We start from the raw sequence: 17,004 nt of genomic DNA, 5'->3' as shown, positions 1-17,004 counted from the left end.
GGGAGCAGCGGGCGACGAGAGGACGAACAGGGATTCGGTCAGACGTTCTCGCGCTCGGTGGCGGTATCCAGCGCGCGCTTCGGGGCGCGGTTCGACCGCCGAGCGCGAAGGATCTCGATGCCCATCGGGAGCAGGGAGACGAAGACGATGATGATGGCGATCAGGTCGACGTGGTTCCTGACCGGCGGGAAATCGCCCAGGAAGTAACCGGCCGTCGTCATGATGGCGACCCACAGGGCACCGCCCAACGCGTTCCAGCCGATGAAGTGGCTGTAGGGGTGACGAACCATCCCAGCGACCAGCGGGACGTAGGTCCGTACGACCGGGACGAACCGGGCCAGGACCAGCGAGCGGCCACCGTACTTGTGGAAGAACTCCTCCGCGCGGACCAGATGCTCGGTCTTCAGGACCCGGGCATCGTCCTTGAACAGACCCCGGCCGAAGCGGCTGCCTAGGAAGTAACCCACCTGGTCACCCAGGAAGGCGGCGACGAAGGCCACCAGGATCAGCACCCAGAAGTTGAGGCCCAGCGGCGTGAGCAGCAGTGCCGCGGTGAACAGCAGGGAGTCGCCGGGGAGGAAGGGGAAGAGCAGGCCGGACTCGATAAACACCATCAGGGCGATGCCCACGAGAGCCCACGGGCCGAGCTGCTGCAGCAGCGCCGCGGGGTCGCTGAGGAAATGCAGTCCGGGAACCGCCTGAGGAACAAGTGTCGCCAAATCCATACGTCCTATGGTGCGGCATCGAACTGTGCAGGCTCTGAATCGAGGGCCCGAACCGGCACAAACCCGTCAGGACACACAGGGGATTCACAGCCTACAAGACGTGTTTCTCACCGTTCTCTCAGGGTTGGCGACTCTTGCCGCCTGCTGCCTCGAGTTCACCGAGGCGCGCGGCGGCATCCATCGCCCACCAGAACATCGCCTCGTGCACGGCGGCGGCAGTGGGCCACGCCCGGGACTCCCAGGCCTCTCCGGCGAGCGAATCTGCCCCGAAGAGGATCTGCCCGAAGCCGACACCACGGTACCGGGCCACCGCGAGCATGGCGGCGGCCTCCATCTCCACGACTGCGCACCCCTGGTCCATCCGCCGCCGCACCCGGCCCCGCGTCTCCCGGTAGATGGCATCGGTCGTCCAGGTACGACCCGTGGAGAAGCCGATGCCGCCCTCGACCAGGGCCTCGCGGCAGGCCCGGACACCGAGCGGATCGGCCTCGACGACCGCCGAGGGCGTGAGGTACTGCGAACTGGTGCCCTCGTCACGCAGCGCACTGGTCACCACGAACGGGTGCCCCATCACCAGTTCGGGCCGCAGCACCCCGGCCGAACCGACAGCGATGAACCGTCGCACTCCCCGGGCGATGAGCTCCTCCATCACCATGGCGGTGTGCGGGGCGCCCATCGACGGGTAGCACCAGCCCACGCGTACGCCCCGGTGCTCCCGCTCGTAGAGCGGTCGCGGCTCGAGGATGTCGCCGATCGTCCGGCTCACCGTCGACCCCTCGCGGTCCCCCACCTCGCGAACCGTCTGAGGCAGGAACGCCAGCACGACGGACTCGGGGACGTCGACCCGCTCGTAGAGGGCCGACGGCTCGAGGAAGCCCTCCTGCTCGAGGTCGTCGGCGAGCTCCGCCTCGGTGTCGAGCGGGAACGACGGCTCGGGCTCCATGGCGCTCAGGCGGTCACCGGGCCGACGAGGTCGTTGATCATCACGACCTGCTCGCGGCCCGGGCCGACGCCGATGCCGGAGATCCGGCAACGGCACAGTTCCTCGAGCCGACGCACGTAGCGCTGGGCGTTGACCGGCAGTTCCTCGAACGTACGGCAGCCGCTGATGTCCTCGCTCCACCCGTCGAGGTACTCGTAGATCGGCTGCGCATGGTGGAAGTCGGTCTGGTTGGCCGGGAGGGTCTCGATGCGCTCGCCGTTGACGTCGTACGCCACGCAGACCGGGATCTTGTCCCAGCCCGACAGCACGTCGAGCTTGGTGAGGAAGATGTCGGTGGCGCCGTTGTAGGTGGTGGCCGCCTCGACGACCAGCGCGTCGAACCAACCGCAGCGGCGCTTGCGCCCGGTGGTCACGCCGTACTCGTGGCCGATCTCGCGGAGCTTCTCGCCGTCCTGGTCGAAGAGCTCGGTCGGGAACGGACCCTCGCCCACCCGTGTGGTGTAGGCCTTGGCGATGCCGATCACCCGCTCGATCCGGGTGGGCCCGACGCCCGAGCCGGTGAGGGCACCGCCAGCAGTCGGATTGGAGGAGGTGACGTACGGGTAGGTGCCGTGGTCGACGTCGAGGTGATGCGCCTGGGCACCCTCGAACAGGACGACCTTGCCCTCGTCAAGCGCCTCGTTGAGGATGCGCGCCACGTCCGCGACGTGCGGACGGACCCGCTCCGCGTACTCCAGCAGGCCCTCGGTGATCTGGATGGGGTCGACTTCGCGGCGGTTGTACATCTTGACCAGCAGCTGGTTCTTCTGCGCCAGCGCGGCCTCGACCTTCTGCCGCAGGATGGACGCGTCGAACAGGTCCTGGACCCGCAGGCCGAGCCGGTTGACCTTGTCCGCGTACGCCGGCCCGATGCCCCGGCCGGTGGTGCCGATCTTCCGCTTGCCGAGGAAGCGCTCGGTCACCTTGTCCATCGTCTGGTGGTACGGGGTGATCAGGTGCGCGTTGGGCGAGATGAGCAGCCGGTCAGTGTTGACGCCACGGGCGGCCAGGTCGTCGATCTCCTGGAAGAGCACGGCGAGGTCGACGACGACACCGTTGGCGATGCACGGGACGGCCTTCTCGCTGAGGATGCCCGAGGGCAGCAGGTGCATGGCGAAGGATTCACCGTTGACGACGACGGTGTGGCCTGCGTTGTTACCACCGGAGAAGCGCACGACGAAGTCGACCTGGTCGCCGAGCTGGTCGGTCGCCTTCCCCTTGCCCTCGTCACCCCACTGGGTACCGATCACGATGATTCCGGACACGAAGTGCCACCTCTCCACACATGCGACGTACCCGCGGCGAGCGCAGGTCTCTCTGGCCGGGCCGTACGACAGCGCCGCGCCCGGGTCGCTCCACGTTCGCCGGACCGACCCGCTCACTCTACCGAGCGGCGCTGACAGCGGTCAGGCGGGACACAGACCGGACTCCCGTTGATCGAAAACTCCCCTGGGGGACCGGCGGCGTGGTGCCTAGCCTCGGTCGCACCGGGCCGCCGTGATCGGGGGACGAGCACGCTTCGCTGCACGCCTCTCCCGCAACCGTCTTCACCGCGGCGCCCCTTTCCACCACATCGTCGTGATCGGAGCACCCATGACCGTTACCACCGACCCCAGGACCGACGCCGGACCCCTGCCCGAGCGTGGACCCCGCGTGGTCCTCGTCGTCGGGGGCGCCGCCGGCATCGGCAAGGCCGTCGCCGACGCGCTCGAGGCCCGCGGCGACGTCGTCGCCGTACTCGACCGCAACCCCGGCGAGGGCGAACTGCCCTCCGGCGGCCACCACGTCGTCGACGTCCGCGACCAGGCATCCATCGAGACGACCATCAGCGAGATCGTCGAGGCCCATGGCGGGATCGACGCCCTTGTGTATGCTGCCGGCGCCCTGGACGGGTACGCGTCTCTCGAGGAGATCACTCCGCGGGTGCTCGACACCGTCTTCGCCGTGAACGCCTTCGGAGCGCTACGGATGGTCCAGCGCGTCGCCCCGGTGATGAAGCAGCGGGGACAGGGCCGGATCGTGCTGTTCGGCTCGATCGCCGGGAGCGTCGCAGGCGCGGGCGGCATCGCCTACACCATGTCCAAGCACGCTGTCGAGGGCCTCGTCCGTCACCTGGCCGTCGAGCTCGGACCCGACGGCATCACCACCAACTGCGTCGCCCCCGGCTCCATCACCGGCACCAACATCCGCACCAGCATCACCCAGATGCTTCCCGCCCAGGACATCGCCACCAACCGCGGCCTGGGCACCAGCGATCCCGAGACGGCCGCCAAACTCTACCCGGTCGGCCGGATGGGCACGGTGGACGCGGTGGTGCCGACCGTCCTGCACCTGCTCGAAGGCTCCTCGTGGTTCATCAACGGCGCCACGATCACGGTCGACGGCGGCTACACCTCACGCTGATCGATCCTCCGGCGGGACGACCGCCAGCACGCACCGAGGGCGGGGCCGGATATCCGGTCCCGCCCTTGCGTGCTGGCCGACCATCCTTCAGCCCGGCCGACCATTCCCAGCCCGGCCGACCATTCCCAGCCCGGCCGACCATTCCCAGGCCGGCCGATCTTGCTACGTCGCGCAGGTTCAGAGTGGTCGCGCAGCTTCAGAATCGTCGGCCAGGATCAGGTGCGCCGGGCCCAGCCCCCGAAGACAGCACGAACCGTCGCCGCCCCCGGATCTCCCCCGGGTGCGACGACGGTCCGTACGGTCGCCGGATGGTCAGTGAAGTGGCATCAGCCGGCCATCACCACCGGATCATGCGGTCGCCCCCACGGCGGTCGCCTCGGTGACGGTGACCGCATCGGCGTTGCCCCCAGTGGTACCCCGCCGGGCGGCAGCGTGAGCCGCGATGTCTCGGCCGGCCAGGTAACCGAAGACCAGGGCCGGACCGATGTTCGCCCCGTACCCCGGGTAGCCGCCGCCGAAGACCGATACCGCCGCGGTGCCGACGGCGTACAGCCCGGGCACCCCTTCACCCCGCGCGTCGAGCACCTCGTTGCGGGTGTTGACCGCCAGGCCCGCGTACGTCCCCAGGTCCCCCATGCCGACACGGACCGCGTAGTACGGGCCCTTGTCGATGGTCTCCAGGTTGGGGTTGGGCGTGTGCTTCATGTCGCCCTTGAAGTGGTGGAACGCCGTCGTACCGCGGTGGAACGTGGGGTCCTCCCCCTTCGCGGCGTACGCGTTGAACTCGTCGAGCGTCGCCTGCAGGGCGTCGGCCGGCAGCCCGATCCGCTCGGCGAGGGCCTTCACGGTCCGCTCCTTCTTCAGGTAGTCGTTCAGGAACAGCGCCTGCGGCAGCGGCCACGGCTTGGCCCAGCCGATGCCGTACCGCTTCATCGCTTTGTCGTCGGCGATGATCCAGGCGTACGTCCCTTCGCGTCCCTCGTCGTTCTTCAGCATCTCGCGGCAGAAGTCGTGGTAGGACAGCGACTCGTTGGCGAAGCGCTTGCCCTCCCGGTCGACGGCGATCAGGCCGGGCAGGCCGAAGGCGCGCAGGTGCGGGAAGTACGTGTCGCGACGCAGGGTGTCCTTGAACGCGGTGATCGGGCCCCAGGACGACGGCTGGTGCGGGGAGTTGTCGATGTGGCCGCCGAACGGGGCGGCCAGGCGGTAGGAGTCGCCGTCGTGGCCGATCACCGGGGAGACGTGGTTGTCACCCTTCGGGTCGTGCGGGAAGTACTGCTGGCGCATCTCCTTGTTGCGCGAGAAGCCGCCCGCGGCGATGATCACGCCGAGGCGGGCCTCGACCACCCCGGTGTGCGCACCCTCGATCCGCGCCCCGCTGACGGCACCGTCCGCGCCGCGGAGGATCTCCGCGGCCCTGGTCGAGGTCCACAACTGGACACCCTGCTGCTTGGCGGCGTACATCAACCGGGTCATCATCGCGTTGCCGTTCGTACGGTCGAACGACCGGCCGGTGAAGATCGTCTCGGTCCACGTCTTGAGGATCTTGCGGGTGGTGTAGAGGAAGGAGGACACCGAGACGTTGGCATCGATGATCGTCGCGATGTCCTTCCCGATCTCCGGCATGTACCCGAAGATCGTGTAGGCCATCAGGTAGGGCTGCATCCGGTGCCGGTCGGCCCCGAGGATCCGCGCGTCGGTCTTGGCGACCGTGACGGCCCGGCCGGAGGCCTTCGCGCCGGGGGCGTCCATCTGGTAGTCCGGCGCCTTGTCGGCGTAGTGGAACTCGATGCCGGCGTCCTGCTCGAAGAAGTCCATCGCCTCGGGCACGCCGTCGAGGAAGGTGGTGACCAGGTCCTCGTTGTAGGAATCCCCGGCGAGTGCCTTGATGTAGGCGACCTGCTCCTCGCGGGTGTCGCCCTGGGCCCGGCCCTGCTTGTTGCCGGGCAGCCAGCCCCAGCCTCCGGAGATGGCCGAGGTGCCCCCCAGGTACTTGTCCTTCTCGATGACGAGGACGCGGTGGCCGTCGTGGGCGGCCTTGATGGCGGCCGAGATGCCGGCGGCACCCGACCCGATCACGAGGACGTCGGTGGTGATGGTCGAATCCATGGTGGTACTTCCTTGGTCAGATCTCGAAGTCCACCGAGGCCATCGCCTCGGTGTTGGGGCCGGAGATGGCGATCAGCGGCAGATGGTCGGGATGGACGGCGTACGCACGGACGTCGTCCAGGGAGTCGAAGTCTGCGACCAGCCCGTGGTCCCAGGAGCGCTGGCCGCCCAGCACGTCGCGCCCCACCTGCAGGGAACGGATGAAGCCGATCTTCTCGGGCAGTGCACGGACCTTGTCGAGCCAGTCCTGGCGGGCTTCCTGAGGGAAGTCCGGCTGCCAGCGGACGAGCAGCATGTGGCGAATCATGGCGAGACTCCAAACCCGGGGACGACTGTGTCCGCGGCTCGGGGACGGGGTGGGCACGTCCCTCGATGCGGTCACCGGCGGGCCGGGCTCCACGGACGAGGGATTCGTCGTGCGTCTGGGCCATGACCGTACGGACCCTCCCCCGAGCCCAGAAGAAGGGTTTCCGATGATTCGAAAAGTCTGCCGCGATCAGTCCGCGTCGGCGCCCGTGGTCCTCGGTCGCGACGCCCGCTGGCCCGTTCCGCGCACCCGCCAGGGATCGTCGTCACTCGTGTAGTGGTGCGGGGCAAGTCCCTCAGTGATCAGCCGGGACGCCGTGATCATCGCCGGAATGATGGGCAGGTGGTCGACCTCCAGCGGCACCACCACGGAGAGCGCCGCGACGGTGCGACCGTCCGGGTCCCGGACCGGGACGGCGATGCCCTTGGCCGTCGGCTGGATGTAGCCGTACGACACGGCGAAGCCGCGGCGCCGGGCCTCGGCGAGGATCGCCCGGAGCTGGTCACCGGTGCGGATGGAGTGATCGGTGCTCACGGTCAACGGGCCGTCGGTGACCCGGGACTGCACCTCACGCGGCGCCTCGGCGAGCAACGCCAGCCCCGACGAGCAGAGGTACGGCGGGATCCGCGACGCCGGATGGGCGAGATTGACGACGGCGTTGCGGCGGCTGAGCCGCTCCAGATAGAGCACCTCCCCGTCGCTGATGACGGCGAGCTGGACGTGCGACTTCACCAGCGCCTGGAGATCGTGCATCACCGGCAGCGCCGCCATCCGCAGACTCATCTCCCGAGAGGACCGTTGCGAGATCTCCCAGAGCCGGGTGCCCATCCGGATCTTGCGCTGGCTGTCCCGCTCCAGGACACGCTCGGCCTCCAACTCGGCGACGATGCGATGGGCGGTGGCCAGCGGCAGACCCGTACGCTGCGCGACCTCGGAGACGCCGAGCACGGTGCTGCCGGCCGTGAACGCCTCGATCACCCGCATCGCCCTGGAAATGACCGATTCACCACTCGCCGAGTTTGCCATGCGGCGGTTCCTCCCTCATCGACCGCCCCCGGGCGGCACTTTCCATTCAGCGAATGTACGGCTTGTCGGCAGTCGGCGCCCAGTGGATCGTTGCGGACATTCCACGAGCCCGTCCCGCACTGGGGCGGTCGTGACATCCGCACCCGACTCCGCATGCAGCGTCGCCTGCCGTGCCGGACCGCAGGAGAAACCATGGATCCCCACCGCCCCACCGGGCCCTCGGCCCGGACCACCCCGGACCACCGACCCCCGCATCTGACCGTCGACGGGATCGACCTGACCATCGGGTCGATCGTCGACACCCGCGGCGGCGCCACCCTGGTCAACGCGAAGAAGTCGGCCCTGGCCGGCTTCGTCGGCTCGACCCTCGAGTACTACGACTTCTTCATCTACGGGCTGTGCGCGGCCCTCATCTTCCCGAGACTCTTCTTCCACACCAGCAGCCCCGCGCTGGCCACCCTCATGTCCCTGGCCTCGTTCGGCGTGGCGTACGTGATCCGCCCGCTGGGCGCGCTGGTGCTGGGCCACTTCGGCGACACCATCGGCCGCAAGCAGGTCATGGTGCTCACCCTGGTGCTGATGGGCGCGGCAAGCGTCGGCATCGGTCTGCTCCCGACGTACGACGCGATCGGCGCCTGGGCCCCGACACTGCTGCTGGTCCTGCGGCTGGTCCAGGGCTTCTCGGCCGGGGGCGAGGCCGCCGGTGCCTCGACCCTCACGCTGGAGCACTCCCCCGAGGGCCGCCGCGGCTTCTTCACCAGCTTCGCAATGGCCGGCTTCGCCGCCGGCATGGTCATCGCCAACCTGGTCTTCCTGCCCGTCGCGGCGCTCCCGGACGCGGCGTTGTACGCTTGGGGGTGGCGGATCCCGTTCCTTGCGAGCGTCGTGGTGATCGTCATCGGCTACGTCGTCCGGCGCAGCCTGGAGGAGCCGGAGGTCTTCGTCGAAGAGGCCGAGCACGAGGCGCAGGTCGTGCCGGTCGCCGCCCTGTTCCGCACCCAGGCCGCGGACGTGGCGCGGGTGGTGGCGATGTCGATCTTCAACATCTTCCAGTCGCTCTTCGCCGTCTGGTCGCTCGGCTACGCGACCCACGAAGGACTCTCGCGAACCACCATGCTGTGGGTCTCCATCGCGGCGAACGGCCTGGCGATCGCCGCCATCCCGTTCTGGGGCTGGGTGTCGGATCGCGTGGGCCGACGTCCGGTCTGGATCGCTGCGATCCTGGGCTGCATCCCGGCGTTCTTCTTCTACATGTGGAGCCTCCAGCAGCACAACTACGCCGTGGTCTTCCTGGCCGGGATGGTCTTCGCCGGGTTCGTGTACTGCGGTGTCAACGGGTTGTGGCCGTCGTTCTTCACCGAACTGTTCGCACCTCGGGTGCGCTACTCGGGCTTCGCCATCGGCACCCAGATCGGGTTCATGATCGGCGGCTTCGCCCCGGCCGTCGCCGCGGCACTGCTGGGCCCGGGCACGTGGGGCTGGCTGCCGGTCCTGGTCTTCGCCGCCGTGTGCGCGGTGATCTCGGCGGTGGCGGCACTGTCGGCCCGCGAGACGGCCTTCACCCCGCTGGTGGACCTCGGGCCGGGTCTCCTCCGGACCGAGGCGCAGCCGCGACGCCTCGGCGTGAAGGTCTGATCTCTCCCGACCTTCACCGCGAGGCCCCGGAGCGGGCACACGGTGGGCACCCGGTTCGTCCGGGTGCCCACCGTCGTTGTCCGCTCCACACCTCCTGACTTGGCCTGCCGGTCGCCCCGCTCTCGGCCCCTGTCAACGACAGGTGCGCCCGTGGACTACGCTTCGGCGTCAGGCAAAGGGGCCGCCGGACGATCCTCCGGTCCCGCGAATCCCGGAGGTGCGGCATGCCAACATCGGTGCTCGGCAGGTGGGCCGTCGGAGCGGCCCTGCTCTGGCTCGTGCTCCTTGGCTGGGTCTTCTTCGGGCTCAACAGCGGCCTGATGATGCCGGGCAGCGCTCCCGCCCTGATCGTCGGCACGTCGATGGCGATCGCCGGCCCGGTCACCCTGGTACTCGCCGCGGTCGGTCTCTGGAAGTACCGCGACCGGACATGGTCGGTCATCCTGGCCGGGGTGTGCGGCTTCCTTGGATCGATCCTGTTCTTCGTGGAACTGAGCCAACCCATGGTCGGCTGACCCGTCACGCACGGATGCCCCGACCACCGGGGCCGGGGCATCCGTTGCGGTGCGCCACGCATCCGGACTGGCGTCAGTCCTCGTCGGGGCGAGGATGACGGTCATCCCCTCCAGTCGCGCATCATGACGGATCTGGCAGGAGAGGCGGGACGACTCCGGGCGATATCCGGGAGCCTCCTCGACCAGATCGACCTCGTCCTCACTGCGGTCGGGCAGCGTGCGGTAGATGTCCTCCGGGACGAAGACGTGGCAGGTGGCGCAGGACGCGCTGCCCCCGCAGGAGGCGAGCACGGGCAGGTCGTTGTCCCGTAGCGCCTCCATCAGGACCTGGTCCTCCTCCCAGGGCACCTCGTGACGGGCACCGTCGCGGTCGATGACCTCGATCGTGATGACCGACGTGGTGACGGCGGCTGTGGTGGTCGTGGCTGTGGTGACAGGCATGGGTGTTCCTCGATTCCGGTGATGAGAGATGACGATGGGGCGGGCTGGCGCCCGAGGATCAGGCCGCGAGGGCCTCGCCGAGGAGGCAGTCCTCGAGCCGTACGGTCGGGTCGGCCAGCGCCTGCCGGTCCACGGGCCCACCGGCCGCGACGAGCTTCCTGCCCTGGCGGAAGTCGGCGAGGCCGCCGATCGTGTCGATCGCGGCGATGCGCCCCTCACGCAGGTAGCAGACGCTGAACTTTCCAGTGGCCGGGTCACCCCGCAGGACGATCTCGTCGTCGGGACGCATCACGCCGGCCGTCTGGAGGCGTACGTCGAACTGGACCGTCCAGAACCAGGGCACCTCGGGAGCCCGCGGGGGGCGCCCGGTGATCGCGTCGGCGACGGTGTCGGCCTGCTGCTGGGCGTTCTGGAGGCACTCGAGCCGCAGCTCGCCGCCGAACGGGCTGGTGAACCGCGTGACGTCCCCCGCCGCGTACACCGCCGGGTCGGACGTACGGCAGGCTTCATCGACCAGGATGCCGTCGCGGCAAGCGATGCCCGCCGCCTCGGCGACCTCCTGGTGGGGGACGACGCCGATCCCGGCCACGACGACGTCGGCCGGGTGGCGGCGGCCGTCGGCGGTCAGCACGTGCTCGACACGGTCGCTCCCCTCGAGCGCGGACACGGCCGCACCGAAGGCGAACCGGATGCCGTGGGCACGGTGCAGGTCCTCGAAGAAGGCGGAGACCGGCTCCGAGGTGACTCGCTTCATCACCCGGTCCTGGTACTCCAGCACGGTGACGTCACAGCCGCGCTTGGCCGCCGCGGCTGACACCTCCATACCGATGTACCCCGCACCGATGATGACGACGCGCGCCCCCGCGGCGAGCCGGTCGCGCACCGCCGCGGCATCAGCGGCGGTCCGCAGGGACAGTACGCCGGGAAGGTCGTGTCCGGGCACGGTCAGCTGACGACCCCGCGCACCGGTGGCGATGACGAGGCGGTGATAGGCCACCGCCTCACCGTTGCCGAGCACGACGCGGCGGGCGTCCCGATCGATCGAGGCCACGGCCACCCCAGCCAGAAGGGTGATGTCCTTGGCGGCGTAGAAGCCGTCCCTGCGCAGCAGCGGGCCCGTCGCCGCGCAGGTGGCGTCGGGGGCGAGCACGTCCTTCGACAACGGTGGGCGCTCGTACGGCAGACCGGGCTGTTCGTCGATCAGGACGACCCCACCGGTCCAGCCCCGGGTGCGCAGGCCCGCAGCGACCTGGACGCCGGCGTGGCCGGCCCCGATGATCACGACCGGAAGGTCCGGGCCGTCCGGGCAGAACTCGACTTCAGCCATGGCGGGCCTCGACCCTGACGTACATCCGTGCCGGACCGGAGTTGGTGAGGTTGTTGCCGCGGACATAGTCGATCGGGCGGTCCGGGTCGAGGGTGATCGACGTGAGCTTACGGGCGAGTTGGAGAGTGGTGGCGATCGTCTCCATCCGCGCCAGCGGGGCGCCGGCGCAGGAGTGCACCCCTGCCCCGAAACCGAAGTGGCCGTCGGTCGTCCGGTCGATGTCGAAAGTGTCCGGGTCCGCGAACTTCCCCGGGTCCCGGTTGGCCGCGGCGTTGAGCAACCGGACGACGGCGCCCTTGGGGAGCGTGACACCGGAGACGGTGACCTCCTCCGTGGTGATGCGGGAGGCACGTTGGACGGTGCCGCGGTAGCGCGCCAGTTCCTCGACGAAGCGGCCGGCGTCCTCCTCGTTCCCGCGGATCCGGGCGAGCAGGCCCGGATGCTCGCTGAGCATCCGGAACGCGTTGGCGATGAGGATCGTGGTGGTGTCGTGGCCGGCGATGAAGACGAACGAGCACAGCTCCACGGCCTCGCGCTCGGTGAGGATGCCCTCGTCCTTCCACATCCTGGCGATGTGTCCCCCATGGACTCGTTACCCTCCGCGTAGAGGATCTCCAGGCGGTCCTTCAGGTAGGCCCAGAAGTCGTGGGCGCTCTGCTCGTCGGTGCCGGTGCCCGGGGCGTTGCGGGCCAGTCGGCCGAAGTAGCTGAATGTCTCGTCGGACCAGAACTTCATCTTCTCGTGGTCCTCGGCCGGGACGTCGAGCAGCGCGGAGATCGTCGACATCGACAGCGGGATGGCGAAGTCTTCGACCACCTCGCCGCCGCCGGCGGCGATCATCCGGTCGAGCAGCACCTCCGCGTTGTCCTGGATCCGCTGGGCGAAGACCTGCAGCGCCTTGGGGGTGAAGGCCTTCGCGATCACCTGACGCAACCGGGCGTGGTCCGGGTCGTCGATGAGGGTGAGGAAGGTCATCGGGACCGGCGTGACGACCTCGGAGGAGAAGATCTTCGGCTTGCGGAACGCCTGCTTCACGTCGTCGTACCTGGCGAGGAACCACACGTCGTTCGTCGGGGTCCAGGCCCGGACGACCGGCGCGTGGGCATGCATCCACGTGTAGTGCGCGTACGGATCCCCCTGGGAACCGTCATCGACGACCTTCCACGGCGCCAGGCTCTCGGGCCAGGCCAGTTCATGGGAGTACGGGTGGGAGTTCGGTTCGCTGGCCGGCAGGGCCGCGGTCTCCTGGGTGGCGATCGACATCCTTGTCGCTCCGTTCGTTCTGGGTGATGCACGGGCACTGGACTGTGAGCCAGCACACAATCAGGCTGCAGGGACCGCGGCGTAGGGAGAACGGGGCACCCCGTTCAACGGGGCAACCTCCCTGCTGACACCCGTTGAACGGGAGCAGAGTGGGTCAGGAGCGCATCCGGCCCATTTCGTCGCGGAGCACCCGGCCGATGCCATGCGCGGCGGTGACGAGAGCAGGGACGACCCGCGAGACGTCCGCGCCGACCGTCGGCACGATCGCGTTGAGGGCGGCCACCACACCGCTGGGGCCCCAGACCGGCACCGCGACGCCGGTCCACTCGGCCACCCCCACCCCCGCGGGAGCCACGTAGCCACGCGCGCGGACCTCAGCGAAAAGCCGCCTCAGTGCAGCAGGATCGGTCGGCGTCGCCCGGGTCACCGGTGACAGCGATCCGGCCAGGAAGTCCTCCTGCACGTCGGACGGCTGGTGGGCCATCAGCGCGATCCCCGACGAACACGCGTGGATCGGCATCCGCTGCGCGATATGGGCGTAGTCGAGCGGTGACTCGGGGGCCGACAGCCGCTCGACGTAGAGCACGCTGCCACCCTCCAGGACGGCCAGCGTCGTGTGCTGCTTGACCGTGCTCAGCACGTCGTTCATGAACGGCAGCGCGATCTCCCGCAGTGACAACGCCCGCGAACTGCGCAGGGCCAGTTCCCACAGTCGCAGCCCCGGTCGAAGCTCTCCGGTATCCGTACGCTCCAGCATGCCAGCCCTGATCAGTTCGACCGTGAGCCGCTGGGCGGTGCTCAGCGGCAGGTCGGCCCGCCGGGCGAGGGCGGTCTGGCTCAGGTGCGATCGTTGCCGGTCGAAGGATTCGAGGATCCGTACGACCCGAGAGATGACGCTGTCCCCGGTCGGTGAGTTGGCCATGGCCGCCCTTCGTCGCCGTTGATGGAGGGTGGGGCGACCGACGAACAGTGGTGCCCGGTTTGTCCGGCGAGCCTAACCGCCGGACGACCGGACACCGACCTACATTCCGATGAACGAAAAACCGGTCGGAACGTCTCGGCGGAGTGGCCCGATCCCTCGCTCAGGTCAGGCGCAGCAGCGCGGCGGCCGTACGGCCGAGGACCGCTTCGGCCTCCGTCCCGCCCAGCACCGCACCTACCGAGGCGACCGGGTCAGGGTCGGCGAGATCGAAGGGGTAGTCGGTCCCGGCCAGCACGTGGTCGGCTCCGACATCCTCCACCAACCTGCGCAACAGCACGGGGTCGAACACGGCGGTGTCGTAGTACAGGCGGTCCAGCAGCGCTCTCGGCACCTCTGCGGTGGTCCGCGCCTGGGGTTTGCGTTCCCACCCCATCGTGAGGCGGCCACGCAGAGCGGGCAGGCAACCGCCACCGTGGGCGAGGCAGAGCGGGAAGGAGTGGCGTTCCGTCACTCCGGCGAAGACCAGCCGGGTCGCCGCCAGGGCCGTCTCCATCGGGTAGCCGACGAGCTGCGGGAACCAGTACTCGGCGGTGCGGTCGGGCGCCGGGGAGGTGCTGGGATGCAGGAAGGTGAACACCTGGCGCGCTGCGAGCAGTCCCCACAGCGGTTCGTTGACCGTGGCATCGAGGTCGGCACCGGACCCCTGCGATCCGATGGCGACGCCGTGCATACCGAGCTGGTCGAGGCATCGTACGGCCTCGTCGGCGACCCCCGGCAGGCCGAGTGGGACGCCACCCAGGGCGACGAAGTAATCCGGGGCCTGGTGGACGAACTCCGCGAGGGCGTCGTTGCCGCGTCCCACCACCTCCCTCACGAGGTCCGCATCGTCGCAGGTGGAGGCCATCAGGAAGGGCGGCAGCGACACGGCCTGCACGTCGACGCCGGCCTCATCCATCTCGTCGATCCGCTCGGTGCCGCCGTACATCGTGATCGGGAGCGGCAGTGGGGTGCCCGCCGGCACCCCACTGAGCCGCGGGTCGAGCTGGATCACCTCGTCGCGGACCCGGGACAGGTCGGCCAGGCCCTCGCCCGCCAACCATTCCAGGAAGGGCAACGGCATGACGTGGGCGTGGACGTCGACGACCGGGTGCGGCGCCCCCGGATCCCTGGTCCAGGAGTGGCCTGACAACCCCGGCTGCACCGGGGCCCGTCCGGTCGCGGTCGTCCCCGTCACCTGCTCGACGCCGTCCATGATCAGAGACCTTCCTCCCGGGGCCAACCGGTGTAGGCATTGGCGAGGTACGCCTGCCCCTGCCGGGTCCCGGTCACGGTCTCCAGTTCGCCGAGTTGGCGCTTGACCGCGAACGGGTCCCCGCCCGGGGCGAGGTGCAGCATCTGGGTCATCCAGTAGGAGAAGTTCTGTGAACGCCACACCCGGCGCAACGCCGTCGGCTCGTACGTGGCGAGGATCCGCTCGTCCCCCGACTCGAGGAAACGGGCCAGCACGTCGGAGAGGATGCGCACGTCGCTGAGGGCCAGGTTGAGGCCCTTCGCGCCGGTCGGAGGCACGGTGTGCGCGGCGTCGCCGGCGAGGACCAGTCGGCCGTGCCGCATCGGTTCCTGGACGAAGCTGCGGAACTTCAGCACGACCTTCTCGAAGACAGGGCCGGTGGTCAGCGCGAAGCCGTCACCGGCCACCCTCGCCTGGAGCTCGGACCAGATCCGGTCCTCGGACCAGTCGTCGGGGTTCTCGTTCGGGTCGCACTGGAAGTACATCCGTTGCACCGAATCCGTCCGCTGGCTGATCAGGGCGAAGCCGCGGTCCGAGTGGGCGTAGATCAGCTCGGGGGCGCTCATCGGCGCCTCGCACAGGATGCCGAACCAGGCGAACGGGTACTCATGGAAGTACCGGGTGACGGTCTCGGCGGGGATCAGGTTGCGGCACATCGACCTCGACCCGTCGGCGCCGACGACGATCTTCGCGCGGACGGTCCACTCCTCGCCGGCGTCGTCGATGAACCGGATCGCCGGCCGCTCGGTGTACGGGTCGAGGACCTCGGTGTCGGTGACGCCGAAGCGGACGTCGCCGCCATCGCGTTCACGGGCATCGGCGAGGTCGATGAAGACGTCGGTCTGGGGGTAGAGCCACACCGAGGAGCCGACGTGTTCGGTGAAGTCGATCCGGTGGCCGTGGCCGCCGTACCGGAGCTCGACGCCATGGTGCTCGTAGCCGTCCCGCAGGATGCGATCGGACACCCCGCCCCGGACCAGCATGTCGACCGACCCTGACTCGAGGATGCCGGCCCGATGTGTCGTCTCGATCTCATGCCTGGTACGGGTGTCCACGGCGATCGTCGAGATCCCTTGCCGGGACAGCCGGTGGGCGAGCATCAGGCCCGCAGGGCCCGCCCCACAATCGCGACATCGACCTCGTGCTGGTTGGTGGCCATGGGCTCCTCCTGTGCAGTCTGTGGGGCACCCCACATCGGGTCCCTGCCGAAACCCTAGGAAGGGCACCCGGTTCGGGCACAGAGGTCTCTCGCTGAACGGGAGAAGTCGGCGCCGCGCGCGGCGCCGCAGCCCACGTCAGCCTGCGTACGGGCTGTCGAGGACGTGATCGGAGGGCTCGTCCTCGGCCGCGACCTCCGCCTCGCGGTCGTCGCGCAGCTGGCCGGACATCGGCGAGCTGGTCTGTCGCTCCCCGGCCTCCTCGATGACCTCGTCCATCTGCTCGTCGGTGCCGTCACCGACACCGGAGTTGCCGGTGCCCCGGGCGACCGGGCGTTCGGCGCTGAGGACGTCGTATCCGGTCGGCGAGGAGTCACGCAGGAACTGCGCGCACCGCTCGTACTCGTCGTCCTCACCGATCCGGTGCGCGGCGATCGCCAACGCCCAAAGGGACTTGAGGAAGCCGCGGTTCGGCTCGTGCTCCCAGGGAACGATCCCGGATCCCTTCCAGCCGTTGCGCCGCAACTGGTCCAGGCCCCGGTGGTATCCCGTCCTGGCGTACGCGTACGCGGCCACGTCACCGTCGCGGGACTCCATGTTGAGGGACCCCTCCGCGAGCAGAGCCCAACAGAGACTGGACTGCGGGTAGGCGCAGACGATGTCGAGGAACCGCTCCCGGCCATGGTCCGCGAGTTCGGCGACGGCCGGGTCCTCGGGCAGCTTGGTCACCGGAGCGCCGTCGGCCAGCAGGTTGTGGTGGGTCTCGCTCATGTCATCAGCCTAGCCACTCTCGACTGGGCCGGGGATGCCCCACGCGGACCCATCGGGCCGTCCGGTCCGAGCCGGACGCCAGCGGGACGCTGGCCGGACGCCACAGGGGCCCCGGACCGATGTCCGGAGC

17 protein-coding genes and 1 pseudogene are annotated in these 17,004 nt (G+C 69.4%); 5 read left to right on the top strand and 13 right to left on the bottom strand.

Going from position 1 to position 17,004, the window contains the following annotated elements; translation table 11 throughout:
- Positions 1–38: 38 nt before the first annotated feature.
- The 3 genes from Rai3103_RS09260 to Rai3103_RS09250 form a co-directional block, all read right to left on the bottom strand.
- Entirely contained in the window at positions 39–725 is a 687-nt protein-coding gene (locus Rai3103_RS09260) for a DedA family protein (RefSeq protein ID WP_153572361.1), read from the bottom strand.
- 118 nt (positions 726–843) lie between these two features.
- Positions 844–1,668 carry a nucleoside phosphorylase gene (locus tag Rai3103_RS09255; protein WP_153572360.1) on the bottom strand — a complete coding sequence of 275 codons (825 nt, stop codon included), beginning with the start codon at positions 1,666–1,668 and terminating at the stop codon, positions 844–846.
- A gap of 5 nt (positions 1,669–1,673) precedes the next feature.
- A complete protein-coding gene (locus Rai3103_RS09250) occupies positions 1,674–2,972 on the bottom strand; it encodes an adenylosuccinate synthase (protein WP_153572359.1) in 1,299 nt (432 codons plus the stop codon).
- Between the two features lie 328 nt (positions 2,973–3,300).
- On the opposite strand from Rai3103_RS09250, the gene Rai3103_RS09245 reads away from it, so the two are divergent.
- The gene (locus Rai3103_RS09245; protein ID WP_153572358.1) at positions 3,301–4,110 is read left to right on the top strand and encodes an SDR family NAD(P)-dependent oxidoreductase; all 810 of its coding nucleotides are present in this window, start codon (positions 3,301–3,303) and stop codon (positions 4,108–4,110) included.
- Between the two features lie 348 nt (positions 4,111–4,458).
- Here the strand turns inward: Rai3103_RS09245 and chcC2 are convergent, their stop codons facing one another.
- From chcC2 to Rai3103_RS09230, 3 genes are all read right to left on the bottom strand, one after another.
- On the bottom strand, positions 4,459–6,219 hold the full coding sequence (gene chcC2 / locus Rai3103_RS09240; RefSeq protein ID WP_153572357.1) for a 4-oxocyclohex-2-ene-1-carboxylate 5-dehydrogenase: 1,761 nt from the start codon (positions 6,217–6,219) through the stop codon (positions 4,459–4,461).
- A gap of 16 nt (positions 6,220–6,235) precedes the next feature.
- Complete coding sequence (locus Rai3103_RS09235; protein WP_153572356.1) at positions 6,236–6,526, bottom strand: Dabb family protein; 291 nt, start codon at positions 6,524–6,526, stop codon at positions 6,236–6,238.
- A gap of 189 nt (positions 6,527–6,715) precedes the next feature.
- Positions 6,716–7,552, bottom strand: a complete 837-nt coding sequence (locus Rai3103_RS09230) for an IclR family transcriptional regulator (RefSeq protein ID WP_153572355.1) — start codon at positions 7,550–7,552, stop codon at positions 6,716–6,718.
- 192 nt (positions 7,553–7,744) lie between these two features.
- On the opposite strand from Rai3103_RS09230, the gene Rai3103_RS09225 reads away from it, so the two are divergent.
- Together Rai3103_RS09225 and Rai3103_RS17745 are read left to right on the top strand one after the other, a co-directional pair.
- Positions 7,745–9,187 carry an MFS transporter gene (locus tag Rai3103_RS09225; RefSeq protein WP_194793075.1) on the top strand — a complete coding sequence of 481 codons (1,443 nt, stop codon included), beginning with the start codon at positions 7,745–7,747 and terminating at the stop codon, positions 9,185–9,187.
- A 224-nt stretch (positions 9,188–9,411) separates the two neighbouring features.
- Positions 9,412–9,702: a hypothetical protein gene (locus Rai3103_RS17745; RefSeq protein ID WP_228488821.1), complete on the top strand. Its 291-nt coding sequence runs from the start codon at positions 9,412–9,414 to the stop codon at positions 9,700–9,702.
- Positions 9,703–9,840: 138 nt separating this feature from the next.
- Here the strand turns inward: Rai3103_RS17745 and Rai3103_RS19055 are convergent.
- From Rai3103_RS19055 to Rai3103_RS17740, 3 genes and pseudogenes are all read right to left on the bottom strand, one after another.
- Positions 9,841–10,077, bottom strand: a pseudogene (locus Rai3103_RS19055) (2Fe-2S iron-sulfur cluster-binding protein); the annotation flags it as partial.
- A gap of 124 nt (positions 10,078–10,201) precedes the next feature.
- Positions 10,202–11,470 carry an NAD(P)/FAD-dependent oxidoreductase gene (locus tag Rai3103_RS09215; protein ID WP_194793074.1) on the bottom strand — a complete coding sequence of 423 codons (1,269 nt, stop codon included), beginning with the start codon at positions 11,468–11,470 and terminating at the stop codon, positions 10,202–10,204.
- Entirely contained in the window at positions 11,463–12,035 is a 573-nt protein-coding gene (locus tag Rai3103_RS17740) for a cytochrome P450 (protein ID WP_228488820.1), read from the bottom strand. Before Rai3103_RS17740 ends, Rai3103_RS09215 begins: the two co-directional genes overlap by 8 nt.
- Positions 12,036–12,266: 231 nt before the next feature.
- Between Rai3103_RS17740 and Rai3103_RS18505 the strand changes: the two genes are divergently transcribed.
- Both Rai3103_RS18505 and Rai3103_RS18500 read left to right on the top strand, forming a co-directional pair.
- Positions 12,267–12,398: a hypothetical protein gene (locus Rai3103_RS18505; protein ID WP_277872959.1), complete on the top strand. Its 132-nt coding sequence runs from the start codon at positions 12,267–12,269 to the stop codon at positions 12,396–12,398.
- 57 nt (positions 12,399–12,455) lie between these two features.
- Positions 12,456–12,590 carry a hypothetical protein gene (locus Rai3103_RS18500; protein ID WP_277872958.1) on the top strand — a complete coding sequence of 45 codons (135 nt, stop codon included), beginning with the start codon at positions 12,456–12,458 and terminating at the stop codon, positions 12,588–12,590.
- A 297-nt stretch (positions 12,591–12,887) separates the two neighbouring features.
- On the opposite strand, the gene Rai3103_RS09205 is transcribed toward Rai3103_RS18500, so the two are convergent.
- The 4 genes from Rai3103_RS09205 to Rai3103_RS19050 all read right to left on the bottom strand — a co-directional run bounded on the left by Rai3103_RS09205 (position 12,888) and on the right by Rai3103_RS19050 (position 16,874).
- Positions 12,888–13,655 (bottom strand): IclR family transcriptional regulator, encoded by a 768-nt coding sequence (locus tag Rai3103_RS09205; protein ID WP_153572351.1) that lies wholly within the window; start codon positions 13,653–13,655, stop codon positions 12,888–12,890.
- A gap of 160 nt (positions 13,656–13,815) precedes the next feature.
- On the bottom strand, positions 13,816–14,907 hold the full coding sequence (locus Rai3103_RS09200) for an amidohydrolase family protein (RefSeq protein WP_153572350.1): 1,092 nt from the start codon (positions 14,905–14,907) through the stop codon (positions 13,816–13,818).
- Positions 14,908–14,909: 2 nt separating this feature from the next.
- Entirely contained in the window at positions 14,910–16,139 is a 1,230-nt protein-coding gene (locus Rai3103_RS09195; protein WP_277872957.1) for a 4-hydroxybenzoate 3-monooxygenase, read from the bottom strand.
- A 102-nt stretch (positions 16,140–16,241) separates the two neighbouring features.
- On the bottom strand, positions 16,242–16,874 hold the full coding sequence (locus tag Rai3103_RS19050) for a DUF3151 domain-containing protein (protein WP_153572348.1): 633 nt from the start codon (positions 16,872–16,874) through the stop codon (positions 16,242–16,244).
- Between the last annotated feature and the right edge of the window lie 130 nt (positions 16,875–17,004).

The sequence above is a fragment of the Raineyella fluvialis genome (assembly GCF_009646095.1).
Classification (GTDB): domain Bacteria; phylum Actinomycetota; class Actinomycetes; order Propionibacteriales; family Propionibacteriaceae; genus Raineyella; species Raineyella fluvialis.
Note: the sequence above shows the minus strand (reverse complement) of the source record. Positions and strands in the feature narration are given on the sequence as shown.

Coding starts and splice junctions, on each gene's coding strand:
- Rai3103_RS09260 (WP_153572361.1), bottom strand. CDS start 725: ATGGATTTGGCGACACTTGTTCCTCAGGCGGTTCCCGGACTGCATTTC.
- Rai3103_RS09255 (WP_153572360.1), bottom strand. CDS start 1,668: ATGGAGCCCGAGCCGTCGTTCCCGCTCGACACCGAGGCGGAGCTCGCC.
- Rai3103_RS09245 (WP_153572358.1), top strand. CDS start 3,301: ATGACCGTTACCACCGACCCCAGGACCGACGCCGGACCCCTGCCCGAG.
- chcC2 (WP_153572357.1), bottom strand. CDS start 6,219: ATGGATTCGACCATCACCACCGACGTCCTCGTGATCGGGTCGGGTGCC.
- Rai3103_RS09235 (WP_153572356.1), bottom strand. CDS start 6,526: ATGATTCGCCACATGCTGCTCGTCCGCTGGCAGCCGGACTTCCCTCAG.
- Rai3103_RS09230 (WP_153572355.1), bottom strand. CDS start 7,552: ATGGCAAACTCGGCGAGTGGTGAATCGGTCATTTCCAGGGCGATGCGG.
- Rai3103_RS09225 (WP_194793075.1), top strand. CDS start 7,745: ATGGATCCCCACCGCCCCACCGGGCCCTCGGCCCGGACCACCCCGGAC.
- Rai3103_RS17745 (WP_228488821.1), top strand. CDS start 9,412: ATGCCAACATCGGTGCTCGGCAGGTGGGCCGTCGGAGCGGCCCTGCTC.
- Rai3103_RS09215 (WP_194793074.1), bottom strand. CDS start 11,470: ATGGCTGAAGTCGAGTTCTGCCCGGACGGCCCGGACCTTCCGGTCGTG.
- Rai3103_RS17740 (WP_228488820.1), bottom strand. CDS start 12,035: ATGTGGAAGGACGAGGGCATCCTCACCGAGCGCGAGGCCGTGGAGCTG.
- Rai3103_RS18505 (WP_277872959.1), top strand. CDS start 12,267: ATGGCGAAGTCTTCGACCACCTCGCCGCCGCCGGCGGCGATCATCCGG.
- Rai3103_RS09205 (WP_153572351.1), bottom strand. CDS start 13,655: ATGGCCAACTCACCGACCGGGGACAGCGTCATCTCTCGGGTCGTACGG.
- Rai3103_RS09200 (WP_153572350.1), bottom strand. CDS start 14,907: ATGGACGGCGTCGAGCAGGTGACGGGGACGACCGCGACCGGACGGGCC.
- Rai3103_RS19050 (WP_153572348.1), bottom strand. CDS start 16,874: ATGAGCGAGACCCACCACAACCTGCTGGCCGACGGCGCTCCGGTGACC.